Raw genomic sequence first — 18,978 nt, 5'->3', positions numbered from 1 at the left:
GTTGCTGACTGCAGTGTCGAACGTGCTTCTCCAGTAGGTTTTGACGAGCTGGTTTTTCGGATGGATCGTCCGTCGTGATACCTAGTTGATTAGAGGTTCTGGTAGGAAGTCTTAGGATAATTTAGAAAAGGAACCGTCCTGTTGTAATGACAGGCGGTTCCTTTTCGATTTTAAATATTGGATCAGAATATAAGTTTTGAGCGTAGTTTTGTCCGTGAGGTTCTTTTTGACACGGGAAGAGATCTTCAGCTAATGAATACTAAACCTTATACTTTTGAAACGCGGGTGCCTCGGATACTTTCTAAAAAGGAAATTTTCAAGCAGCTTGTCCTGCTGCTTAAGCGTTCGCACCAAAAAGGGTTTGTTAAGTCCAATGGGTGGGCTGACCTCAGAAAAGATCTGAAGGATCTTAAACGTTGGGGTGGTCTAGAGGGCTTTATTATTGCCCGGGGAGCCCGGCAAGTTCCTAACCGCCCTGCATTGATCGATGATGACGGGACCCTGACGTACAAAGAGCTCTATGACGCCGCATATAAATTAGCTCAGGCGCTGCACTCCCGTGGGTTGGGTGACGGCGCTAATGTTGCGGTTATGGCCCTCAACGGGCGCGGTTCGATTCTTCCACTCTGCGCACGTCAGATGGCTGGCTACAACATTTTCATGATCAACGCGAACGCGTCGGCACCCCAAATCGAGCACTATCTCGATTTTCACCAGGTAGACGCCCTCGTCGTGGACGAAGAATTCATTCCGCTGCTCACAGATAAATCTCGGGACCGCACCGTGTTCGTAGCCCATCGCGACAACCCATCGGCTAGTAACAATGACGATGGCGATAGTTACATATCGATTAGCCAGCTTATCCAAACCGCTCCTTCGGATTACGAGCTGCCTGAAAAGCCACATAAGGGTATGCATGTGGTGATGACGTCGGGAACCACTGGCATGCCCAAGGGCGTGGTACGCCGGCCATTAAATTCACCCCAGGGGTTCGCGTCGGTCGCAGATGCTATGCCACTAGAACGTGGTATGACCCTTCTCTTAACAGCGGTCCTGTTCCACGCCTATGGCTGGGCCTACATGGGGTTTGCCTTCTTCACCCAGTCCACCGTCATAGCTCGCCGGCATTTTTCTGGAAGCCAGGTCCTCAACGACTTCAAAAAGTATGACGTCACGATGTGGGTTACAGCCGCGACGCGTATTCGGGAAGTCATTGGCTACATGGATGAACAGGGGATGGATCGGTATGACGGGCTGAAGATCATCACGAACTCCGGGAGCCCCCTCATTCCTTATGAAATCAAGCGGGCAGATGAGAAGTTTGGCCCTGTGCTGTACTCGATGTATGGGAGTAGCGAAACATCTGCCGTTGCTGTCGCGCCAGCAGATGAGCTGGTAAAAGACCCGGAGCTGACTGGAAAAATCTACCCCGGATGCGTCGTCAAGATTTTCGATCAGGACGGAAACGAACTTCCGGAAGGGGAAGAAGGCCTCGTTGCCATCTCCTGCTTTGACCTCTTCGCTGGGTACACCGACCCCAATACCTCAATCCCGTCCATCAACGGTTATTGGCCGATGGGGGATCGTGGAGTTGTTTGTGATGGGAAGCTCTATGTGCGTGGCCGGGCTGATGACCTAGTGATCACACAGTACGGTGAAAAGGTATATCCCATCGAGCTCGAAGAAAGCATCATGGGAATGCCGGGCGTGCAGGATGTTTCTGTCCTCGCCGCTGACGACAAAACAACCGGACAAGCGCTCCGCGCGTACGTCATTCGAGCTGCTGATTCACAGGGGCCGGATGCCGATGATGTGAGGAAATGGGTGGAAGAGCACCTTTCTAAAGCGCACGTTCCACGAGATGTTGTCTTCGTGGACAACTTCACCCGCGGTCCAGCGGGGAAAGTTATCAAGCGGGCGCTACCACACTATGGGGAAGAATACAGCGATTAGGTAGAACATTTAAAGTAACTAACTAACTTACTCAGTATTCGTTAGGCTGATTCTGTTTGTAGAAAGTGTGAAGTGTCCGGGGTTGCTTTACCTGGCATTATGGTAGTTTTTCCGTAAAAAGTAACGCTTGATAGGCTCATTCCGATTTTGAAACTGCAGCTGTTACCCTAGTTTGTCTGTAGTTAACGCTTAAAGGAATGTAGATTTGTCAAATTTCACGCTCACTCCGCGGATCAACCACGGAGCACCTGCTAAGGTCAAACTTCAGCAGTTTGGCTACTTTTTGCGTATTCTCAAGGACCTTGAGGTCCTTGAGCCCATGAGGCCTGGCGACATCGCCGCCGCAGCGAAAAGCTTCTACCGCTGGGGAGCACTGGAAACGACCATGCTATCCATGGCTGCCCGGATGAATCCGGACCGATTAGGGCTCGTTGACGACGATGGCGAGCTCACTTACGCCGAATTTTGGGAGTGCACCAACCGCCTCGCCCTTGGCCTGCAGGCTCGCGGAGTCAAGGCCGGCACCAACGTCGCTGTTTTAGCCCGCAATGGTAGGGCAGCCATACTCCCCCTTACGTGCCGCCACATGCTGGGCTTCAACATCTTTATGATCAACGCCAACACGTCGGCAAAACAGCTCGAGCACGTCCTGGCATTCAACCACATTGACGTCTTCATCCTGGACGATGAATTCCTCCCCATGCTCGCAGACGACGCCACAGATAAATATGACATCATCCTCGGCCACGTCGATAACTCCGACATTGCTGAACGTCATGAGACCATGGATGACATCATCAGGCAGGCCCGAGTAACAGACTCGCTACCCTTAAGTCCGAAACGTGGCTTCCACGTTGTTATGACGTCGGGAACCACCGGAATGCCGAAGGGCGTGATCCGTGGGGCTTTCAAGTCGCCGCAAGGGGCGGCACCATTAGTTTCAGGGATTCCCTGGAAGCGGGGCCTCACTGTCATCCTCACTAGTGTTCTCTTCCACGACTATGGGTGGGCCAACCTCGTCTTATCCTTATTTACGCAATCCACCATCATTGCTCGACGGGGCTTCTCTCCGGAAGAAACACTGCGCGACATCCAGCACTACAACGCCACGGCGATGTGCTCGGCTGCATCGCGGCTCCGTTCCATCGTCTCCTATATGGATAACGAAGGAATTGACCACGTTGACGGGCTTCGTTTCATCGTCTCAGCAGGTAGCCCCTTGGCTGCGCATGAAATCGAAAAAACCAACGAAAAATTTGGTCGCCTAGAAGGTGGCCCAGAAGCGCAACCCGTCCTGTGCAACCTCTACGGAAGCTCAGAATCCGGCCCGATCGCCGTCGCACGGCCCGAAGAACTCGCCGCGGACACCGCACTCAGTGGCCGCATCTACCCCGGCGAAATCGTCGACATCCGCGACGAGGACGGCAACCCGGTACCTGAAGGCGAAATTGGCCTTATCTGGGTTGCCGTGTACGACCTCTTCGCTGGGTACACCGACCAAGACATCGACATCCCCACCATCAACGGTGCGATCTGCATGCACGACCGCGGGTACATCACCGATGGCAACATGCTCCACGTGCTCGGCCGTGGGGATGACCTCATCATTACCCAATACGCCGAAAAAATCTTCCCCATCGAGATTGAAAACGCCCTTGTTTCGCACTCGCGGATCCACGACTCCTATGTCCACGGCGTCGCGGACGACCAGTATGGTCAGGCCATTCGCGCCTACATCATTAGGGAAGAAGGCACCGACCCGATCACCGCAGACGAAGTCCGCGAGCACGTTGTCAATGAACTCTCCGAGGGGCACCGCCCCCGGGACGTCTTCTTCGTTGACGAATTCCCCCGCAACCCCATGGGCAAAGTCATCCGCAAGAAGCTCCCCGGGCACTCCACCGTCGAGTAGGACTAACACCGGGGAGCGTCAGCGGTTTTTGAGAAGCGGTTGTAGCGTACGTTTCCACCTCCGATTGCTACTGCACGCCATATCGGCGTGACGGAGACGTACCTACTCACCGCTTTCGTATACAGGTTTTGGTGTAGTCGAAGATGTCCCATTCGTGGTTTGAGCTGGAAAGGGTGCCAACGTCCATCCGTGTAAGAACCGGATATCTGATGCCGGCTGTTAGTCCTCTCTGAAAAGGCTCTGATCAAGCCAAACATGTTTGTGTTTTTAGCCCGGCCACTACCTCTTGCTCAAAAGAAGGGCGTTGGGTAACCTGGTCGGTAAGACACCAACCCGATAAGGATTAAGCTGGGTTCCCGAATGGGAGTAGGGCCTTATGGTTCGAGAATTCCTTTGCTCCGAGGGTTGGTGTTTTAGCTATATCCACAGTTCTTTTTAGAGTATATATTCAAGTGATCAAGACAACTATGGGGATTTTTCTCCACTTTGTCGGAGATGAATACAATAGTCTGTTCCGAGTAAATCCAGCTGTGGTTCTTTTCTCCAGGAGTTTTACGGTCGTAGGCGAAGCGGTCATTTCCTTTCATATCGTAAAACTTCACGAATAATTGGAAAGAATGGCCCGTAAACTTTTCCTTTACTTCTCCGTTAAAATAGAAGGTCACTCCACGCTTCTTGAGGAGTTTATCAATTTTTTCTATGGCTCGTTTCGCGGTATAGGGATAATAGCTTGTTGGGTCTTTAATGTCACGTACTATTGATATTTTACCCTTGGCATCTTTTTGAACGTGTACATTCAGGTCGGCATCATTCTTTTTCTTTACGAGTCGAAGGGTCGTCTCGTAAATTGCTGCGATGCGAGGGTCTCCTTTTGAGCTTACTTCTCTAGCAACGGCTTCCTCGCTGGTGAGAAGGTGCTGGGCAACAGCAGGATCATATTTCGCGCGGATGGTCTCCGGCGTAATATCTCCCTTTCGTATGGCAAGAGCTAGTCGATTCTCTGGGATGAGATCTGAGACAGAAAGGCTATGGAACTCCATGAGTGTGTCTGCATAGTTTTCGACGGACGCCTGGAGAAAAGGGCCGTAGAATATCTCATATTCGTCAGTTATATAATGAGTGTTGGTATTCCGAAATCTCATTACTGCGTTCATATTGGAGCGTAACGGACTTTTTTCGTTTGTGAATACTTTCTTCAAACAATCAGATAGCGTTAAAGTTTTTGTTGGGTCAGACTTGTAATATATCGACTCGATTCCCCATTTATTTATGATGTGAGCTTTAAGCATTAGCTCCCAGGCGTTGCATAGTAATATCGAACAACTTTCCGCGCCGTATTTCAGGCTTGGCCTGTTGTACAGCTCGACAGCGAGTACGAATGCCTCTTGACTTTTTTCAAGAAGGCGAGAGACCGTCTTCTCACCATTCTCTTTCTCGTGCACGAGATTTAACCCCTCTTGGAATTTTTAGTGAAAGTAGAAAATATTTTTTTAGGCGTGTCGAAAGTCTGACTTCCCCCGCAACCTCATGGCCAGAGCTATTCGTAAGGAACTTCCCGGACACTCCGCCGTCGAGTAAAGCTAGCAGCAACGAGCGTCGGGGACCACCGAGTAGGTGCCACCCGCTACCTCTCCGAGCGGTCAGCCAGCGTCGGGCGAATAGGACGTGCCAGCTGAGTCATCTCCTTGCGCCCGCGCAGCTCCACGGACTTCAGCACAGTCCACCGCGCCTGCTCCGCCTCATTTGCGCGACGCAACGTCGCAGCAGAGGTTAAAACACGGCCAGGAGTGTCCTTAGCCAAATCCGTCAACCGAGCGGCCTGGTTCACCGCGTCGCCGATGACCGTGTACTCAAAACGGTCATGGGCACCAATGTGACCAGCCACAACGTGCCCGGCAGCCACACCAATACCCGATTGCAGGCGCAGACCGCGCAGCTCTGCTCGAAGCTCACGCGCCGCCGCCAACGCGTGGCCAGCGATGTCGTCAAGCGGGAGCGGAGCCCCGAAAACAGCCAGCGCAGCGTCGCCCTCAAACTTGTTGATAATCCCGCGGTGTTTGTGCACGATCTCCACGACGCGATCAAAGTACTGATTCAGCGTCTCCACAACATCTTCCGGCGAATGATTCACCGCGAACGTCGTTGAACCAATCACGTCGACGAACAGCACCGCGACCAGGCGGTCTTCACCCCCCAACACCGGGTTCTCCTCCATCGCCTGGCGCGCAACCTCGATGCCCACGTACTGACCGAACACATCGCGCACACGCTGGCGATCCCGCAAACCACGCATCATCTCGTTAAAACCCGCCTGCAGAACACCAATTTCCGAGCCGTCATAAATCGGGACGTCCGTATCCGTCTCACCGCGACGCACGCGGAGGATAGCGTCCTGAAGCTCATCAATGGGGTCCGCGATGCTCATCGAGAGCAGCGCAGCACCGGCCCAGCCCGTCACTAACGACGTCACCGCGAGGGCCACCACCGCGGGCATCAGACTCGCCGCGTCGCTGGAGAAAAAACCCTGGCGAGCGCCCACCGCCAACAGCACGATTCCCACCACGGGGATGGCCGTCGTCGTTACCCATACTTGGCGGATGCGCCCGCTAATCGACGGCTCCAGGAAGGTCCGATCCGCGTTCACCGTCAGGGCAGTGATCGCGATCGGGCGAACACGACGCTCCGCAATGAAATACGTGAGCATCGTGACCATCGCACCGCCCAGAAGAGCCGTCACGCACACCGACACAGCGAGGCTCGCGGAACGAGTAGCGGCCACAGCCGTAAAAATAACCACACCAATCAGCCACAGAGCCGCGCCCAGGAACGCTTGGAAAGCGGGGATGCGCAGCACCAGGTGGCGGATCATGATGGGGTCGAAGCGGTCAGGATGGCGCTGCCACCTCAATACCGACTGAAACAGAAAAACGGTACAGCCGATACCTGCCACCACGGCTGCCACGAAGTACACCGCGTAAAGCACGCCCACTGAACTGGAAAAATCCGTGAGATCGTCGCGCTCACCCAGTGGCAACAAAAACCGGAGAAAAGCGCCCACCGCTAGGGCGCCGACCACATTAGCCAGAAGCACCGATGCCGCATATAAAGGCCACGAGGTGCCCCGAAGCCACCGCAGATACTCCTGAATAGTCATAATCAATAGGATAACTGGTCAATCGGGACGACGGGCGGTGTTGTGGCCACGCATATCGCCGGCATGGCATGTCAGGGGCGCAACGTACACTATTCCCATGGATTCCCGCGCCACCGACCGCCCCGAACCACCACTGCTGCGGCAGATGGTGGGATCCCCCACTGTGCGCGAAACGCTCACCAACGCTGTTTATGCCGCCCGCGAGATCGCTGCTCGCGGGAGTGAGTTGGGTAGTGGGGCTGGCGTGGATAGCGGAACCACTACACCTGAAATAGATGACGCCACGCCCGCCCGCCAGCCTGCGTCGGCACACCGATCCGCCCACATGACCCACGCCTGGCTCTTCACCGGACCGCCTGGCGCGGGCCGGTCCGTCGCCGCAAATGCATTCGCCGCGTCGTTAATGTGCAAAGAAGAAACACCTGGTTGCGGGCAATGCGAAGCCTGCCGAACCGCCCTGGCCGGAACGCACGCGGACATCGTCACCATCGTGCCCGAGGGCGTCGTTATCCCGGTGAAGCAGGTGCGCGACATGATCGAAGCCGCCTCGCGCATGCCCACCACCGCGCAGTGGCGCGTCGTTATCGTCGAAGACGCCGACCGGCTCAACGATGCCGGCGCCAATGCCCTGCTGAAATCCATCGAGGAGCCCCCGCCGCGGACGGTGTTTATCCTGTGCGCACCGTCCACCGACCCGGATGACGTCCACGTCACGATTCGTTCCCGATGCCGGCACGTCTACATCCCTACGCCGTCAATAGACGAGGTCAAACATATTCTTGCCGACGACACAGCCCTGGAACTCACCGAACGGCAGATTGATTGGGCGGCGTCTGTGTCGGGCGGGCATGTTGGACGGGCTAAGCGGCTGGCGTCGGACGAACAGGCGCGGACTCAGCGGCAACGGGCGCTACGTGTCCCGGAAAAGGTGTACCAGGACGGGGACGCCTACCTATACACCGGGGAGCTGGTGGCGTCGGCGAAAAAAGAAGCCGAAGCGGCCACCGCTGAACGCGACGAGGCTGAGCTGGGGAAGTTGCGGGAGGCCCTGGGGGTTGGTGCGAAAGGGCGTGGCGCGGCGAAGGCACAGCGGGGGAGTGCGGGCGCGATGAAAGAGCTGGAAACGAAGCAGAAAAACCGCCGAACGCGAATGGTTATTGACCTGTTGGATCTCTCGCTGATGGATATTGCGGGGCTTTACCGCGATGCGCTTATGGTGAGCGTGAATGCTGGTGGCGGAGGTGTGCCTGCTATCCACCCCGACCACGCGAATACCGCAGCCGAACTAGCCCGGCGAAACACGCCTGAGCAGCTGCTACAGTGCGTCGATGCCGTCCGGATGGGGCGCGACCTACTCGCTTCAGGGGTCCGGCAAGAGGGAGCGCTCGACGCGATGGTGGGTAGGTTGCGGCAAATATGCGTGACTGGGCCTGTTGGGTAGGGCGAGGGAAGTCGCGGCGGGGCCGGGAATTTATCGCACGAGCCTCGAGGTGAGGGCTACGTTTTGGTCCCGCGACTGGTTCAGGTAATATGCGTCGAGGTACTTCATGCCGCCTTAGCTCAGTCGGTAGAGCATCTCACTCGTAATGAGAAGGTCGTCAGTTCGATTCTGACAGGCGGCTCCACCTAGCCCCAGGCACAATCTGGTTCTGCCTGGGGCTTCACGCATTTTCGCGGACCGGGGGGACGCGAGGCATCGTGCGTGGTTTTGCGGCGGCGTTCGGGATCTTTCCGTAATAATTCCCGAACACATCACGGGTGGGATAAGGGGGTATACACGTGATGCAGATTGCTAATGGGGACGACCTAGTCTTGCCAGAGCCAAAGGTCCTCACATGGCTGGGTACACGAGGGACGTTCCTCTCCGAGATACTCTCCTTCGGAGGCACGACGGCCGCTGGTGCAGCGTTCGCCTTCGAGGGCGCTACGAGAGGATGGGTGCTGGCGGGCGGAGTTGTTGTCGCGGTGACTGCAATCGGGTTTCGAGCCTTCAGAGAGCGACACCGGAAGGAACTCACGGAGCACAAACAAGGCGAACAGCGCGACACGGTCCAAGAGCTGCTCTCGGAGATCAACATGCTCGATGCCTTGATATTGAGAGCTTCGGACCCTGAGCTCGGGGCCAGGGATCGAAAGGAACAACTGTCAGGCGCACGGCACATAGTGCTGAGGGTCGTTAGCAACAGGTTGGGGCCCGACGTTGGGGTGTCGGTGAACTATTTCGAAGTAACCTCGCCAGAACGTGCGACCCTTACTGCAGCATCATGGGGAAGGATCGGCGAAATGGGGCGTGTGTCTAGCCGAGTGTTTACCCCCGAATCGCCGACACTCATGCTCGCCCTGACAGGTAGAGGACGACTTGTGCATGATACCCGTCAGCTCACGGGGCCGGAAGCGGATGAGGAGCTCGAGTACGGATCGTTCGCAGTGGCCCCTGTTTACGCAGGTAATAGCCTTTTTGGCTTGCTCACCGTTGATGCTAAGCCGGTTGATGGGCTCACGAGTTTTGACCAGAAACTTCTGATGAAGTACGGCTCGTCGTTGGCCACGACGTTTGTGGCGCAGGGAGGAGTGCCGAAAATCAACATGGATTCTTTCGACCGCGCGGGTAGAGTTGTTTCTGACCTACGCCATGGAGGTGAGCCGAAGTGACCAGCCCAAAGAACATCACATTCGATGCAACCTATTCGGAGCGCATCAAGCTCCTTGAGACGAACCCGGAGGAGTACTTCGCCAAGTACCCTCGGACGCGATTCGACTTCTTGAAGGACGAGAAAGATAATTCTCGCAAGCGTAAGAAGCGTTGGTAGGCGCACTGCGTCGACAAACACCCGTCATGGGAATATCGCCAGTTCAATTCTGACAGGCGGCTCCACATCCCGCCTATCCGAGCTTGTAGCTCTTACGGATAAAGAAATCCATGGTTCGATCGGGGAGTAGGCGGCGTAACAGCACCGTGAGTTTCGCTAACGGCCCCACCGCGTACCGCGTGCGGGGCCGCTCAGCCGTCGCGGCCTTCACCACAACACGCGCCACAGTCCCCGGCCGAGACACCATCCCCGGGCGGTGCTTAAACTCAACAGACTCCGCCACCGCGTGCGCCATCTCCGCATACGCCCCACCATCACTGGTTTCCTCCATCGATTCCTGAGCAATATGCGGCCACTCCGTCTTCACCGGGCCCGGCTCCACCACCGACACATCGATACCCCACGGTTCCAACTCCAAACGCAGACAATCGCTCAGCCCCTCCAGAGCAAATTTCGACCCGTGGTACCAACCGCCGAGCAGGGCAGGAACCTTCCCCGCGATCGATGACACATTCACAATCCGGCCCTCACCCTGCTCGCGCATATGCGGAGCAACCAACCGCACCAACGCCATTGGGCCGAACACGTTAACCTCAAACTGTCGGCGGGCATTACCGGGGTCAACGTCCTCAATAGCGCCCACAACGCCATATCCAGCACAATTGATCAGAACATCAATGCGGCCAGCGTCGTCGATAATGGTGTTGATCCCCTCTCGCATGGAGTCTTCATCAGTCACATCCATCCGCAGAGTGCGCACCCCGTCGCGCACCAGCTCGCGCAAACGGTCCTCGCGCCGGGCTGCTCCGTAAACCACAAAACCCTTCTTGAGCAGCTTGAGCGCGGTCGATTTTCCGATACCCGACGTCGCCCCGGTCACCAAAGCAACCTTCTTGTCATGAGCTGTCTCGGGATTCGTGCGAGCCATCGTTGTCCTACCTCTCCGGTGATTCAGGCGATATAGACGATCTGGGCGATGCGTAGAAAACATGACGTATACCACATATTGGTCGTTTATGTGAGAGTTGCGCAATTTCGGCCTAAAATCGCGATTTCATTTCATTGGAAAACTGGGCACTCCTACGATAAGGCCATGTCCTCCCCGAAATCGTCTGAGAGCGACAGCTCAGACGCACACGTTGACCCCGTTCCCCCACATACAGCTGCCAGCAGCACACATACTGCCGATAGCAGCGTCTCTTCCACGACAACGAGCGCGCGAAGTAGCACGCAACAGGATCAGTTTGCCGACGTCACACCCCATGAGCTCCGGGCCGCCACGCCCACTACCGCGAATGCCTCGGATCGCTATGCATGGGTTTTCGTCGTCATGGCGATGTTCGTAATCGCCTGGGGTGGCAACGAATTCACACCGCTCCTCATTTTTTACCGTGGTGAAAGTGTCTTCTCGCCGGTCTTCGTGGATTCCTTGTTGGGCGCCTATGCCATCGGGATTATGGTAGGCCTGGTTTTCTTAGGACCCCTCTCAGACCGCTACGGACGCAAGCCAGTGATGCTATGGGGGCCTCTCGCTGCCATCGTTGGCTCGATCTTGATTGCCATAGGAGAAAAGTCTGAGATCCCGATGTTTATCGGCCGATTGCTAGCCGGCCTTGCCGTTGGAATTGCCATGACTGTAGGTGGATCGTGGGTGAAAGAGCTCTCACAGGTACCTTTTGACCCTCATGCGAAAAAGTCGGCTGGCGCGGGCCGAGCAGCCATGGCTCTCACGGGTGGCTTCGGGATAGGTGCCGGCGTTGCTGGTCTTCTTGCGCAATGGGGGCCAATACCAGGACAGTTGTCTTACATTTTGCAGATCATCCTGTCTATTCCCACCCTGATCTTCCTGGTGAAAATACCGGAAACTCGGCAGTCCGCACACTTAAAAGTTCATGGCAGCTTTTGGTCCGACCTGGCCGTTCCCACTGCCAAACACCCGCGATTCTTGACGGTCGCCGTGCCGATCGCACCGTGGGTCTTCGGGGCAGCCGGGGTTGCCTACGCGGTGACACCCGCACTCATGTCCTCCCACGTCAAAGCCCCCGTTGCCTACTCTGCACTTCTCACGGTGGTGTGCTTGGCATTCGGTTTCGGCATCCAACAAGTCGGAGACCGTATCAACACTGACTACAGCGCGCGCGGGCCCATACTGGGCATCGTATTTGTCGCCTTCGGGATGGCATTAGCAGCTTTCGTATCGACACGACTCTCCATTGTCGGATCTATTTCTGTGGCTGCTTTGCTGGGCCTCGGGTATGGGCTTGTGTTGATCTCTGGCCTGACGGAGGTCCAGCGGCTCGCTGGACCGGATGACCTCGCCGGTTTGACCTCGGCGTTCTATGTGCTGACGTACGTCGGGTTCTTTTTCCCCATGATTTTGACCAAGCTCTCCGGGAACTTTGATTACGTCGATATGCTCGCTTTCGGCGCCATCGAGGCCACGCTGACCCTGATTCTCCTGTTTATGGTGTCGCGCAAAAACCTGGATGACGTGACCGCTGAGGAGTAGTCGGCGGGGTGGCTCGTGTGCGCCAACCCTTGACCGCCAACCCTTGACCGTGACGTTTAGGGAAGCATACTGTTGGGGTGGTGATTCACTCACCACGCCGCCGAGCCATCGCTACCGCGGTTCTTATCAGCCTTATTGTCGCAGCCCTCTTCACCGTCATTGTGACCCGGCGACGATCATCGTCGCCCAGCGAAGATGAAGAACTCAACGGACCAATCACTATCACGTCGGGTGGACTCACCCGCTCATACCGCTTATCCGTACCTAGTACCGGCGCCACCGCCACGGCGCTCCCGGTGATTTTCGCTTTCCACGGGCACAGCCAAAATGCCGCTCTCATGGAGAAATACACCGATCTCGACCGGCTCCCAGCGCTCGTCGTCTACCCTCAAGGAGAAAAAGACACAAGCGGCACCCAGCGGGCATGGGAATCCGCCCCCTATGCCACCACTAACGACGGGGACAAAGACTCACAACTCGTTCGCGATATCCTCGCCCAACTCGTCCGGAAATACCGTGTCGACCACACCCGGATTTACGCGACGGGCAAATCCAACGGCGGGGGGTTCGCCGCCAAACTCGCCTGCACGATGCCGGAGACTTTCGCCGCCGTGGCGCCTGTCGCCGGTGCCTACTATCCCGCGACGCACACATCATGCGCCACCGGGTCGAGGCCGAACAGCAACGTGTCCGTCATGGAAATACACGGCGTCAAGGACGGAACCATGCATTACGACGGAGGCTCAAGCTACGGCGAACACTACGTGGCAGCACCCGAATTGGCAGGCACATTCGCGCAGCTAGAGGGATGCACATCGGAACCCACCACATCGCCGACGTCGGCGGCCAACGTCACCCGCATGACATGGGGAGGGTGCCACCCGGGAGTCGATGTCGAGCATCTTGCCGTGGCTGATGGTGGGCACAATTGGCCTGGATCGCCGTATCTGAAGGAGAGTGGGGAAGGCCCGTATAACCACACGCTCCAGACCACCGACGTGGTGTGGAACTTCCTGAGCCGCCACCACAAATAAGGTGAGACAAATGCGGTCGCTGCGAGGAAATAAACAGCCTGACGGCAGCACCCCATCGGCCCGGACCGAGGCAGATACGGCCTTTACGCCTCCACTTCCGCCTTGCTGGACAGCTGCACGCACGCCCCCAGCACCGCCACGAAGCCGACCACCGCTAACCACATCAACCCTGGCCGAACTTCATCACCCAGCCAGACCAACCCGATCGCCGACGGGACAATGGTCTCGCATGAAAAAGACAGTGCCGCCACCGTCGTCGTCGGCAATCTATCTAACGCATAGCCATAAGCAACCACAGCAAGACCGCCCATCAGCACCATCGCCCAGACGAATGCGTCGCTGAGCCAGCCGAGTATCGACGAATGCACCATCACCAAACGGGCGGCGACGCCGACGAACCCGAAGCCCAGGCCCGAGATGACCGAGAGAACAATCCCGGTCGCCATTGTCCACCGGGGCTGAGACGCGACGACGCACGCCGACGCCATAGCAGCGAGGGGAATCGCTAGAGCACACAACCCCCAACCAACCCACCATGCAACAGTCCGCGCCGGGCCTTCCTCGGCCGTTACCCCCAGCACAATCAGGCCCGCCACCAGCACACCAACGGCTATGACCTCATGCACGGTGAGGCGCTGATGCAGCACTACCACCGCCAGCACAGCGGTCACCGCGACCGATGACGCCACCGTCGACTCGACAAGAAAAAGAGGCAACGAGTGCAACGCCAGGGCTGACATGAGGAAGCCGAGGAAGTCGCACACCAAGCCGAGACCGTACAACCATCCGGCGCGAATACGGCGACTCCACGAAGAGCCGGCCGGAAGTACGGCGAGCCGTCTTACCGCGATAGCCTGCACAATCGTGGCCCCGCCGTAGGCAATCGCGGCGCACACGGCCCCGATGTAGGCGAACATAGTGAATGTCACACGCTGATACGCTACCCGCTGCTCAATTACCGACGTATTTACCGGACGCGTTTATCGACGGAGTAGTTCTAGCGCAACCCGCGCTTCACAACGACAAGGAGCGTCTAGGACGTCGTCGACCGTTCGAGGGAGTACAAGCCCATTTCTTCCGTGAGCGCTGCTAACTCGTCGGCAGCCTTGCGCGTAGTGATTTCTCGTGCGCGCTTGTACTCTTCCACGTCGCTTGCGTAGACGCGTCGGTGAGCGCCCACTTTGTGCCCGGGAAGCGCCCCTTCGTCGATAAGTTTCACGACATACGGGCGGGAAACATTGAGGAGATCGGCAGCTTGTTGCGTCGTTATTTCCGTATGCTCAGGAACAATGGAGATCGATTGACCAGCGGCCGCATTCTCGAGCACCTCGCGCAGGGCTAGAGCGACAGGGCGGGGCAAAGTGATGCTTTCTCCCGATGGTTCAAGAGCGACGTCGATAAATTGTTGAGGAGAGTTATCTAGCACGTGGTTGAGCTTGCGAAGTGCGTCGCGTGAGACAGTGACCTCCGATTGCTCGGCAGTGGCGTCGTGTTTTTGCTGCGCGTTGTTGATCGCCATGGAGACAACTTATCGAATAAGCGAAATAAAGGAACTAGCCGAAATGAACGAAATATAAGGTGGGGGAAGGAACTGCGCGCGATCCAGAAGCTCACTGAGTGACCCCTATAGGCTTCTTGAGGATGTTTTGATACCCACTTTCGGGCGTATCGAATCCGATATAAAGCAGCTGAAAATCCTTAGAAGGCCCTGGTGTGCTAAACTGAGGTTTACCTAACTAACCTCTCTATAGGAAGAAGTTTAATTTTTCATAGAAGTCGGAGATCTCTCGATCTGTTAATAAGCGCGGGAACGGTTCTCTCTCCTACAGCGCACGCTGTATTCCTACATAGGCGTTACCGCAGGATCTACCGCCACTTCGTCAGCTGAACACACTGATGGATGCTTATGAATAAGAAATACGCTTTCACCTTTTTATTGGCAGTTTTTTATGCAATATGCACCGCAATGACTGCAGGCTCTCAGCTTGTTGAGAATATTAATGAGAACACTGTGAAGGTTATTATCAATAGCCTCCTATTGGTCTCAGTTGCCGTCGTTTCCATAATTTTGGTAGCTATGTTTCAACGTAAACGCTCCCCTGTGAAGTTCAATCGCGTATCCATATTGAGTTTCACAGCTATTTACGTAATAGCGGTCTTGATCAGCGGACTACCTTTATCGACGCTTCTTTTCCCAGCATGTATGCTTGGCGCATTCATAGCTGTTCCGAGTTATCAGAATTGGCTTAAATCCGCTAGCGACCCCTTGTGATTAATTTGTGGGCTTCTCTTAAGAAGAAGTCCACTTCACGTTACAAAAGACGATGCGATAATCGTCGCTGATCTAAGCAGGGTCACTCATTCAGTCGAGAGCACATCCCCATTTGCGCGAATCATGCCTTCATGAACAGAGCGTGGTGTGACTAATACTCAAACGTTGAGCAATCTGCGCTTTCAGCACCCCCGCACCAATCCGCTTCTGTGCCTGAACAAGAAGGTGGGGGAGGGAACCACACGCGGGCTAAAAGCCGTCTGAGCGATTCCCCCCACGGCTATTGCCCCCATTACCTGAAATCTCGGAGGCAGCGTCGTATCCTAAAAACCGTGGCTGAACATTATGACGTAGTTATCCTTGGTGCAGGTCCCGGCGGATATGTGGCGGCTATTCGCGCCGCTCAGTTGGGCAAAAAAGTTGCGATTGTAGAGAAGAAGTATTGGGGCGGTGTGTGCCTGAATGTGGGCTGCATCCCATCCAAAGCGCTCCTTCGTAACGCTGAATTAGCGCACACATTCACGCACGACGCGAAGACATTCGGCATCTCAGGCGACGTGTCGTTCGACTTCGGTGCTGCTCACAAGCGCTCCAGGAAGGTGTCCTCCAACATCGTGAAGGGCGTCCACTTCCTAATGAAGAAGAACAAAATCACCGAAGTCCACGGTCAGGGCACCTTCACCGACGCCCACACCATCGAGGTGTCCGACGGGGACGACGCCGGAAAAACCCTCACATTCGATAACTGCATCATTGCGACGGGTTCCGTCGTGAAGACGCTCCCGGGTATCGAGCTCAGCAGCAACGTCGTCTCTTATGAGGAACAAATCCTTAACGACGAACTCCCCGAGTCCATGGTTATCGTCGGCGCGGGCGCGATCGGCATGGAGTTCGCCTACGTCCTGGCCAACTACGGTGTGGACGTCACCATCGTCGAGTTCATGGACTCCGTCCTGCCCAATGAGGACAAGGACGTCTCCAAGGAGATCGCCAAGCAGTACAAGAAGCTGGGCGTGACCGTCTTGACCGGGCACAAGACCACAGCAGTGCGTGACAAGGGTGACTCTGTGGAGGTTGACATTGAGAAGAAGGACGGGTCGAAGCAGCAGACGCTGACCGTGGACCGCGTTCTCGTCTCGGTCGGGTTCGCCCCCCGCGTCGAGGGCTACGGCCTGGACAAGACCGGCGTCGAGCTCACCGACCGTGGCGCTATTGCTATCGATGACTTCATGCGCACCAACGTCGACGGGATCTACGCCATTGGCGACGTCACCGCGAAGCTGCAGCTCGCGCACGTGGCCGAAGCACAAGGCGTCGTGGCCGCCGAAACCATCGCCGGCGCAGAGACCGAAACCCTGGGCGACTACATGATGATGCCCCGTGCGACGTTCTGTAACCCACAAGTTGCGTCGATGGGCTACACGGAAGCCGCCGCGAAAGAGAAGTTCTCCGACCGCGACATTAAGGTGGCCAGCTTCCCCTTCACCGCGAACGGTAAAGCACAAGGCCTCGGCGAACCCGCTGGCTTCGTCAAGATCGTGACCGACGGCGAATATGGGGAGATTCTCGGCGCCCACATGGTTGGCTCCAACGTCTCCGAGATGCTGCCGGAATTGACCCTCGCGGCCCGTTACGATCTGACCGCTGAGGAAATCGGGCGCAACGTTCACACCCACCCGACACTATCTGAGGCCATTAAGGAAGCAGCAGAGGGCACACTGGGCCACATGATCAACCTCTGAGGCGGGCCTGCCGCGTCCCGGCAGGACACTCAGGAAGATGCCCCTCCACAGAGAAAACCCCGTGCCCAGGGAATCCCCCGGTCCCACGCGGGACTCCGCTCAGCGACGCGGAGTAGCGGAGCTGCACGTGATGACCAGCGGAAACGCCCGCGACCTAAACGCAACCCGCGTCGGCGAAAAAAGAGCCACCCCGATGCGCGCTGCCCAATACGGTTCGGCGAACCCTGCACTGCGTGCCAACCCGGAACCAGCGGGCCGGCCGACTGCCAGCTCGTGCAAATGGTGCGCATGGATCCCGAACTTATGGAACGCATGCGTCAGATGAACCTGGCGCACCGGCACACGTCCTAAACCACGTCACGCAAACCGCGGTAATCGGTGCCCGCCTGCGTGTGGTTACTTCTCTACTACTTCTCCACGAAGTATTCCCGTCCGGCCAGAGAATCCGGAAGGTCAACGTCGGTGTGGATATCGCTCTTCGGCACCAACCCAAACTTCTCATACGCTTTCCGCATGTACTCGGCCGCGTCGATATTCAGAGGACCGGACGTCCACATGGCGTACGGAAGGTTAACAAAACGCTTCTGCTTCACCGCCTCTAAGTTCTTCGTCGCCGGGTTGGATTCCAGGATTTTCACTTTCTCCTCGAAAGTTTGTGACGGGTAATCCACGAAAGCGATCACATCCGGCTGGGCAGAGGCGATTTTCTCCCACCCCACCGTCGTCCACGTGTCATCGACGTCATCGGTGGCGTTCTTCCCGCCGGCTGCCTCGATAATTGCCTGGGGTCCACCGAACTTGCCGGACGTAAAAATTGTGTCCTTCGCGGAGTCGAAGACGAACGTCACCGGTGGCTTACCGGAACCCTCAGCGTTATCCGCACCCTTAGCCGCGGGAGCCTGCTTCAACGCGTCCAGGCGTTTATCCACATCGTTGACCACGTCCTTCGCCGTATCCTCATGGCCTGTCAGCTTCCCAATATTGGTGAGGTCCGCTTTAGCAGCATCCCACGGATCCATCGTTCCGCGCTTGTCGGACCCGCCCTGCCGGCAGGACTCGGAAAGAATATAGGACTCAATCCCGTGATCCTTCAGGGCATCCGGCGTCAAGTTCTTGGATTCAGAAAACCCGTAGTTCCAACCCGCGAACACAAGATCCGGCTTGGTCGCGATAATTCGCTCTAGCGACGGAGATTCCGGCGCATCCACCTTCAGCTTGTCGACGACATCCTTGCCATATTTGGCCTCAAGGATTGCCTTGTCATCCTGCAGGCTGCTGACATTCGCGATATTGTCCGCTGCGCCCACAGCCAGCGTGGTGGCAATCATGTTCCCGTCGTTGACGTACATGTGTTTTGCCGTCGACGGGTAGGTGGCGTCCTTGCCGCAATTCTTGACTGTGACCGACCCCGAGTTGCCGCCCCCATTTCCTCCTGTAGCGCTGGTGGAATTGTCCGAGCTGGAGCACGCTGCCAGCGGAATCATAATCAGGCTGGCCATGAGCGCCGAGGTCGCCATGGTCCCCGCAGAATGACGACGCCGGCCCCAGCCGTTGAGTTTTAACCCCTTAATGTGGTGCACGGTAGTGCCGTC

At 56.6% G+C, this 18,978-nt stretch carries 15 protein-coding genes and 1 tRNA gene; 10 read left to right on the top strand and 6 right to left on the bottom strand.

The features are described from left to right. Positions 1-252: 252 nt before the first annotated feature. Together KCQ76_RS05220 and KCQ76_RS05215 are read left to right on the top strand one after the other, a co-directional pair. Positions 253-1,953: an AMP-binding protein gene (locus tag KCQ76_RS05220; RefSeq protein WP_046203254.1), complete on the top strand. Its 1,701-nt coding sequence runs from the start codon at positions 253-255 to the stop codon at positions 1,951-1,953. Between the two features lie 205 nt (positions 1,954-2,158). Next, complete coding sequence (locus tag KCQ76_RS05215; protein WP_221914808.1) at positions 2,159-3,865, top strand: AMP-binding protein; 1,707 nt, start codon at positions 2,159-2,161, stop codon at positions 3,863-3,865. Between the two features lie 413 nt (positions 3,866-4,278). Here the strand turns inward: KCQ76_RS05215 and KCQ76_RS05210 are convergent, their stop codons facing one another. Together KCQ76_RS05210 and KCQ76_RS05205 are read right to left on the bottom strand one after the other, a co-directional pair. Then, positions 4,279-5,307: a DUF3644 domain-containing protein gene (locus tag KCQ76_RS05210; RefSeq protein ID WP_046203252.1), complete on the bottom strand. Its 1,029-nt coding sequence runs from the start codon at positions 5,305-5,307 to the stop codon at positions 4,279-4,281. Between the two features lie 182 nt (positions 5,308-5,489). Further along, positions 5,490-7,022 (bottom strand): adenylate/guanylate cyclase domain-containing protein, encoded by a 1,533-nt coding sequence (locus KCQ76_RS05205; protein ID WP_373369122.1) that lies wholly within the window; start codon positions 7,020-7,022, stop codon positions 5,490-5,492. A 94-nt stretch (positions 7,023-7,116) separates the two neighbouring features. Here KCQ76_RS05205 and KCQ76_RS05200 point away from each other — a divergent pair, with 94 nt between their 5' ends. The 4 genes from KCQ76_RS05200 (at position 7,117) to KCQ76_RS05185 (ending at position 9,829) form a co-directional block, all read left to right on the top strand. Then, positions 7,117-8,460, top strand: a complete 1,344-nt coding sequence (locus tag KCQ76_RS05200; protein ID WP_046203250.1) for a DNA polymerase III subunit delta' — start codon at positions 7,117-7,119, stop codon at positions 8,458-8,460. Between the two features lie 108 nt (positions 8,461-8,568). Next, a tRNA-Thr gene (locus tag KCQ76_RS05195) sits at positions 8,569-8,644 on the top strand. A 154-nt stretch (positions 8,645-8,798) separates the two neighbouring features. Then, entirely contained in the window at positions 8,799-9,671 is an 873-nt protein-coding gene (locus tag KCQ76_RS05190) for a GAF domain-containing protein (RefSeq protein WP_146003242.1), read from the top strand. After that, entirely contained in the window at positions 9,668-9,829 is a 162-nt protein-coding gene (locus KCQ76_RS05185) for a hypothetical protein (RefSeq protein WP_156441652.1), read from the top strand. Before KCQ76_RS05190 ends, KCQ76_RS05185 begins: the two co-directional genes overlap by 4 nt. 73 nt (positions 9,830-9,902) lie before the next feature. On the opposite strand, the gene KCQ76_RS05180 is transcribed toward KCQ76_RS05185, so the two are convergent. Continuing rightward, the gene (locus tag KCQ76_RS05180; protein WP_046203248.1) at positions 9,903-10,757 is read right to left on the bottom strand and encodes an oxidoreductase; all 855 of its coding nucleotides are present in this window, start codon (positions 10,755-10,757) and stop codon (positions 9,903-9,905) included. A 165-nt stretch (positions 10,758-10,922) separates the two neighbouring features. Here KCQ76_RS05180 and KCQ76_RS05175 point away from each other — a divergent pair, with 165 nt between their 5' ends. Next, entirely contained in the window at positions 10,923-12,338 is a 1,416-nt protein-coding gene (locus KCQ76_RS05175; protein WP_082089731.1) for an MFS transporter, read from the top strand. An 80-nt stretch (positions 12,339-12,418) separates the two neighbouring features. Continuing rightward, entirely contained in the window at positions 12,419-13,372 is a 954-nt protein-coding gene (locus KCQ76_RS05170; RefSeq protein WP_160296130.1) for a CE1 family esterase, read from the top strand. Between the two features lie 83 nt (positions 13,373-13,455). Here KCQ76_RS05170 and KCQ76_RS05165 read toward each other — a convergent pair whose 3' ends face one another. Together KCQ76_RS05165 and KCQ76_RS05160 are read right to left on the bottom strand one after the other, a co-directional pair. Then, positions 13,456-14,301 (bottom strand): hypothetical protein, encoded by an 846-nt coding sequence (locus tag KCQ76_RS05165; RefSeq protein ID WP_231725447.1) that lies wholly within the window; start codon positions 14,299-14,301, stop codon positions 13,456-13,458. Positions 14,302-14,405: 104 nt separating this feature from the next. Beyond that, positions 14,406-14,891, bottom strand: a complete 486-nt coding sequence (locus KCQ76_RS05160; protein ID WP_046203246.1) for a helix-turn-helix domain-containing protein — start codon at positions 14,889-14,891, stop codon at positions 14,406-14,408. A 1,085-nt stretch (positions 14,892-15,976) separates the two neighbouring features. On the opposite strand from KCQ76_RS05160, the gene lpdA reads away from it, so the two are divergent. Further along, positions 15,977-17,386: a dihydrolipoyl dehydrogenase gene (lpdA, locus tag KCQ76_RS05155; RefSeq protein WP_012732565.1), complete on the top strand. Its 1,410-nt coding sequence runs from the start codon at positions 15,977-15,979 to the stop codon at positions 17,384-17,386. A 72-nt stretch (positions 17,387-17,458) separates the two neighbouring features. Next, complete coding sequence (locus tag KCQ76_RS11155; RefSeq protein WP_308567979.1) at positions 17,459-17,737, top strand: DUF6767 domain-containing protein; 279 nt, start codon at positions 17,459-17,461, stop codon at positions 17,735-17,737. Between the two features lie 56 nt (positions 17,738-17,793). Here KCQ76_RS11155 and KCQ76_RS05150 read toward each other — a convergent pair whose 3' ends face one another. Beyond that, positions 17,794-18,903 carry an ABC transporter substrate-binding protein gene (locus KCQ76_RS05150; RefSeq protein ID WP_046203314.1) on the bottom strand — a complete coding sequence of 370 codons (1,110 nt, stop codon included), beginning with the start codon at positions 18,901-18,903 and terminating at the stop codon, positions 17,794-17,796. Between the last annotated feature and the right edge of the window lie 75 nt (positions 18,904-18,978).

Source organism: Corynebacterium parakroppenstedtii (assembly GCF_019754935.1).
GTDB classification, from domain to species: Bacteria; Actinomycetota; Actinomycetes; order Mycobacteriales; family Mycobacteriaceae; genus Corynebacterium; species Corynebacterium parakroppenstedtii.
The sequence above is the reverse complement of the archived record's forward strand: the minus strand, read 5'-3'. Positions and strand labels throughout refer to the sequence as shown.

Excerpts from the sequence above, each read along its gene's own strand:
- KCQ76_RS05150 (WP_046203314.1), bottom strand. The coding sequence starts at position 18,903 with ATGGCGACCTCGGCGCTCATGGCCAGCCTGATTATGATTCCGCTGGCA.
- KCQ76_RS05180 (WP_046203248.1), bottom strand. The coding sequence starts at position 10,757 with ATGGCTCGCACGAATCCCGAGACAGCTCATGACAAGAAGGTTGCTTTG.
- KCQ76_RS05175 (WP_082089731.1), top strand. The coding sequence starts at position 10,923 with ATGTCCTCCCCGAAATCGTCTGAGAGCGACAGCTCAGACGCACACGTT.
- KCQ76_RS05220 (WP_046203254.1), top strand. The coding sequence starts at position 253 with ATGAATACTAAACCTTATACTTTTGAAACGCGGGTGCCTCGGATACTT.
- KCQ76_RS05160 (WP_046203246.1), bottom strand. The coding sequence starts at position 14,891 with ATGGCGATCAACAACGCGCAGCAAAAACACGACGCCACTGCCGAGCAA.
- KCQ76_RS05200 (WP_046203250.1), top strand. The coding sequence starts at position 7,117 with ATGGATTCCCGCGCCACCGACCGCCCCGAACCACCACTGCTGCGGCAG.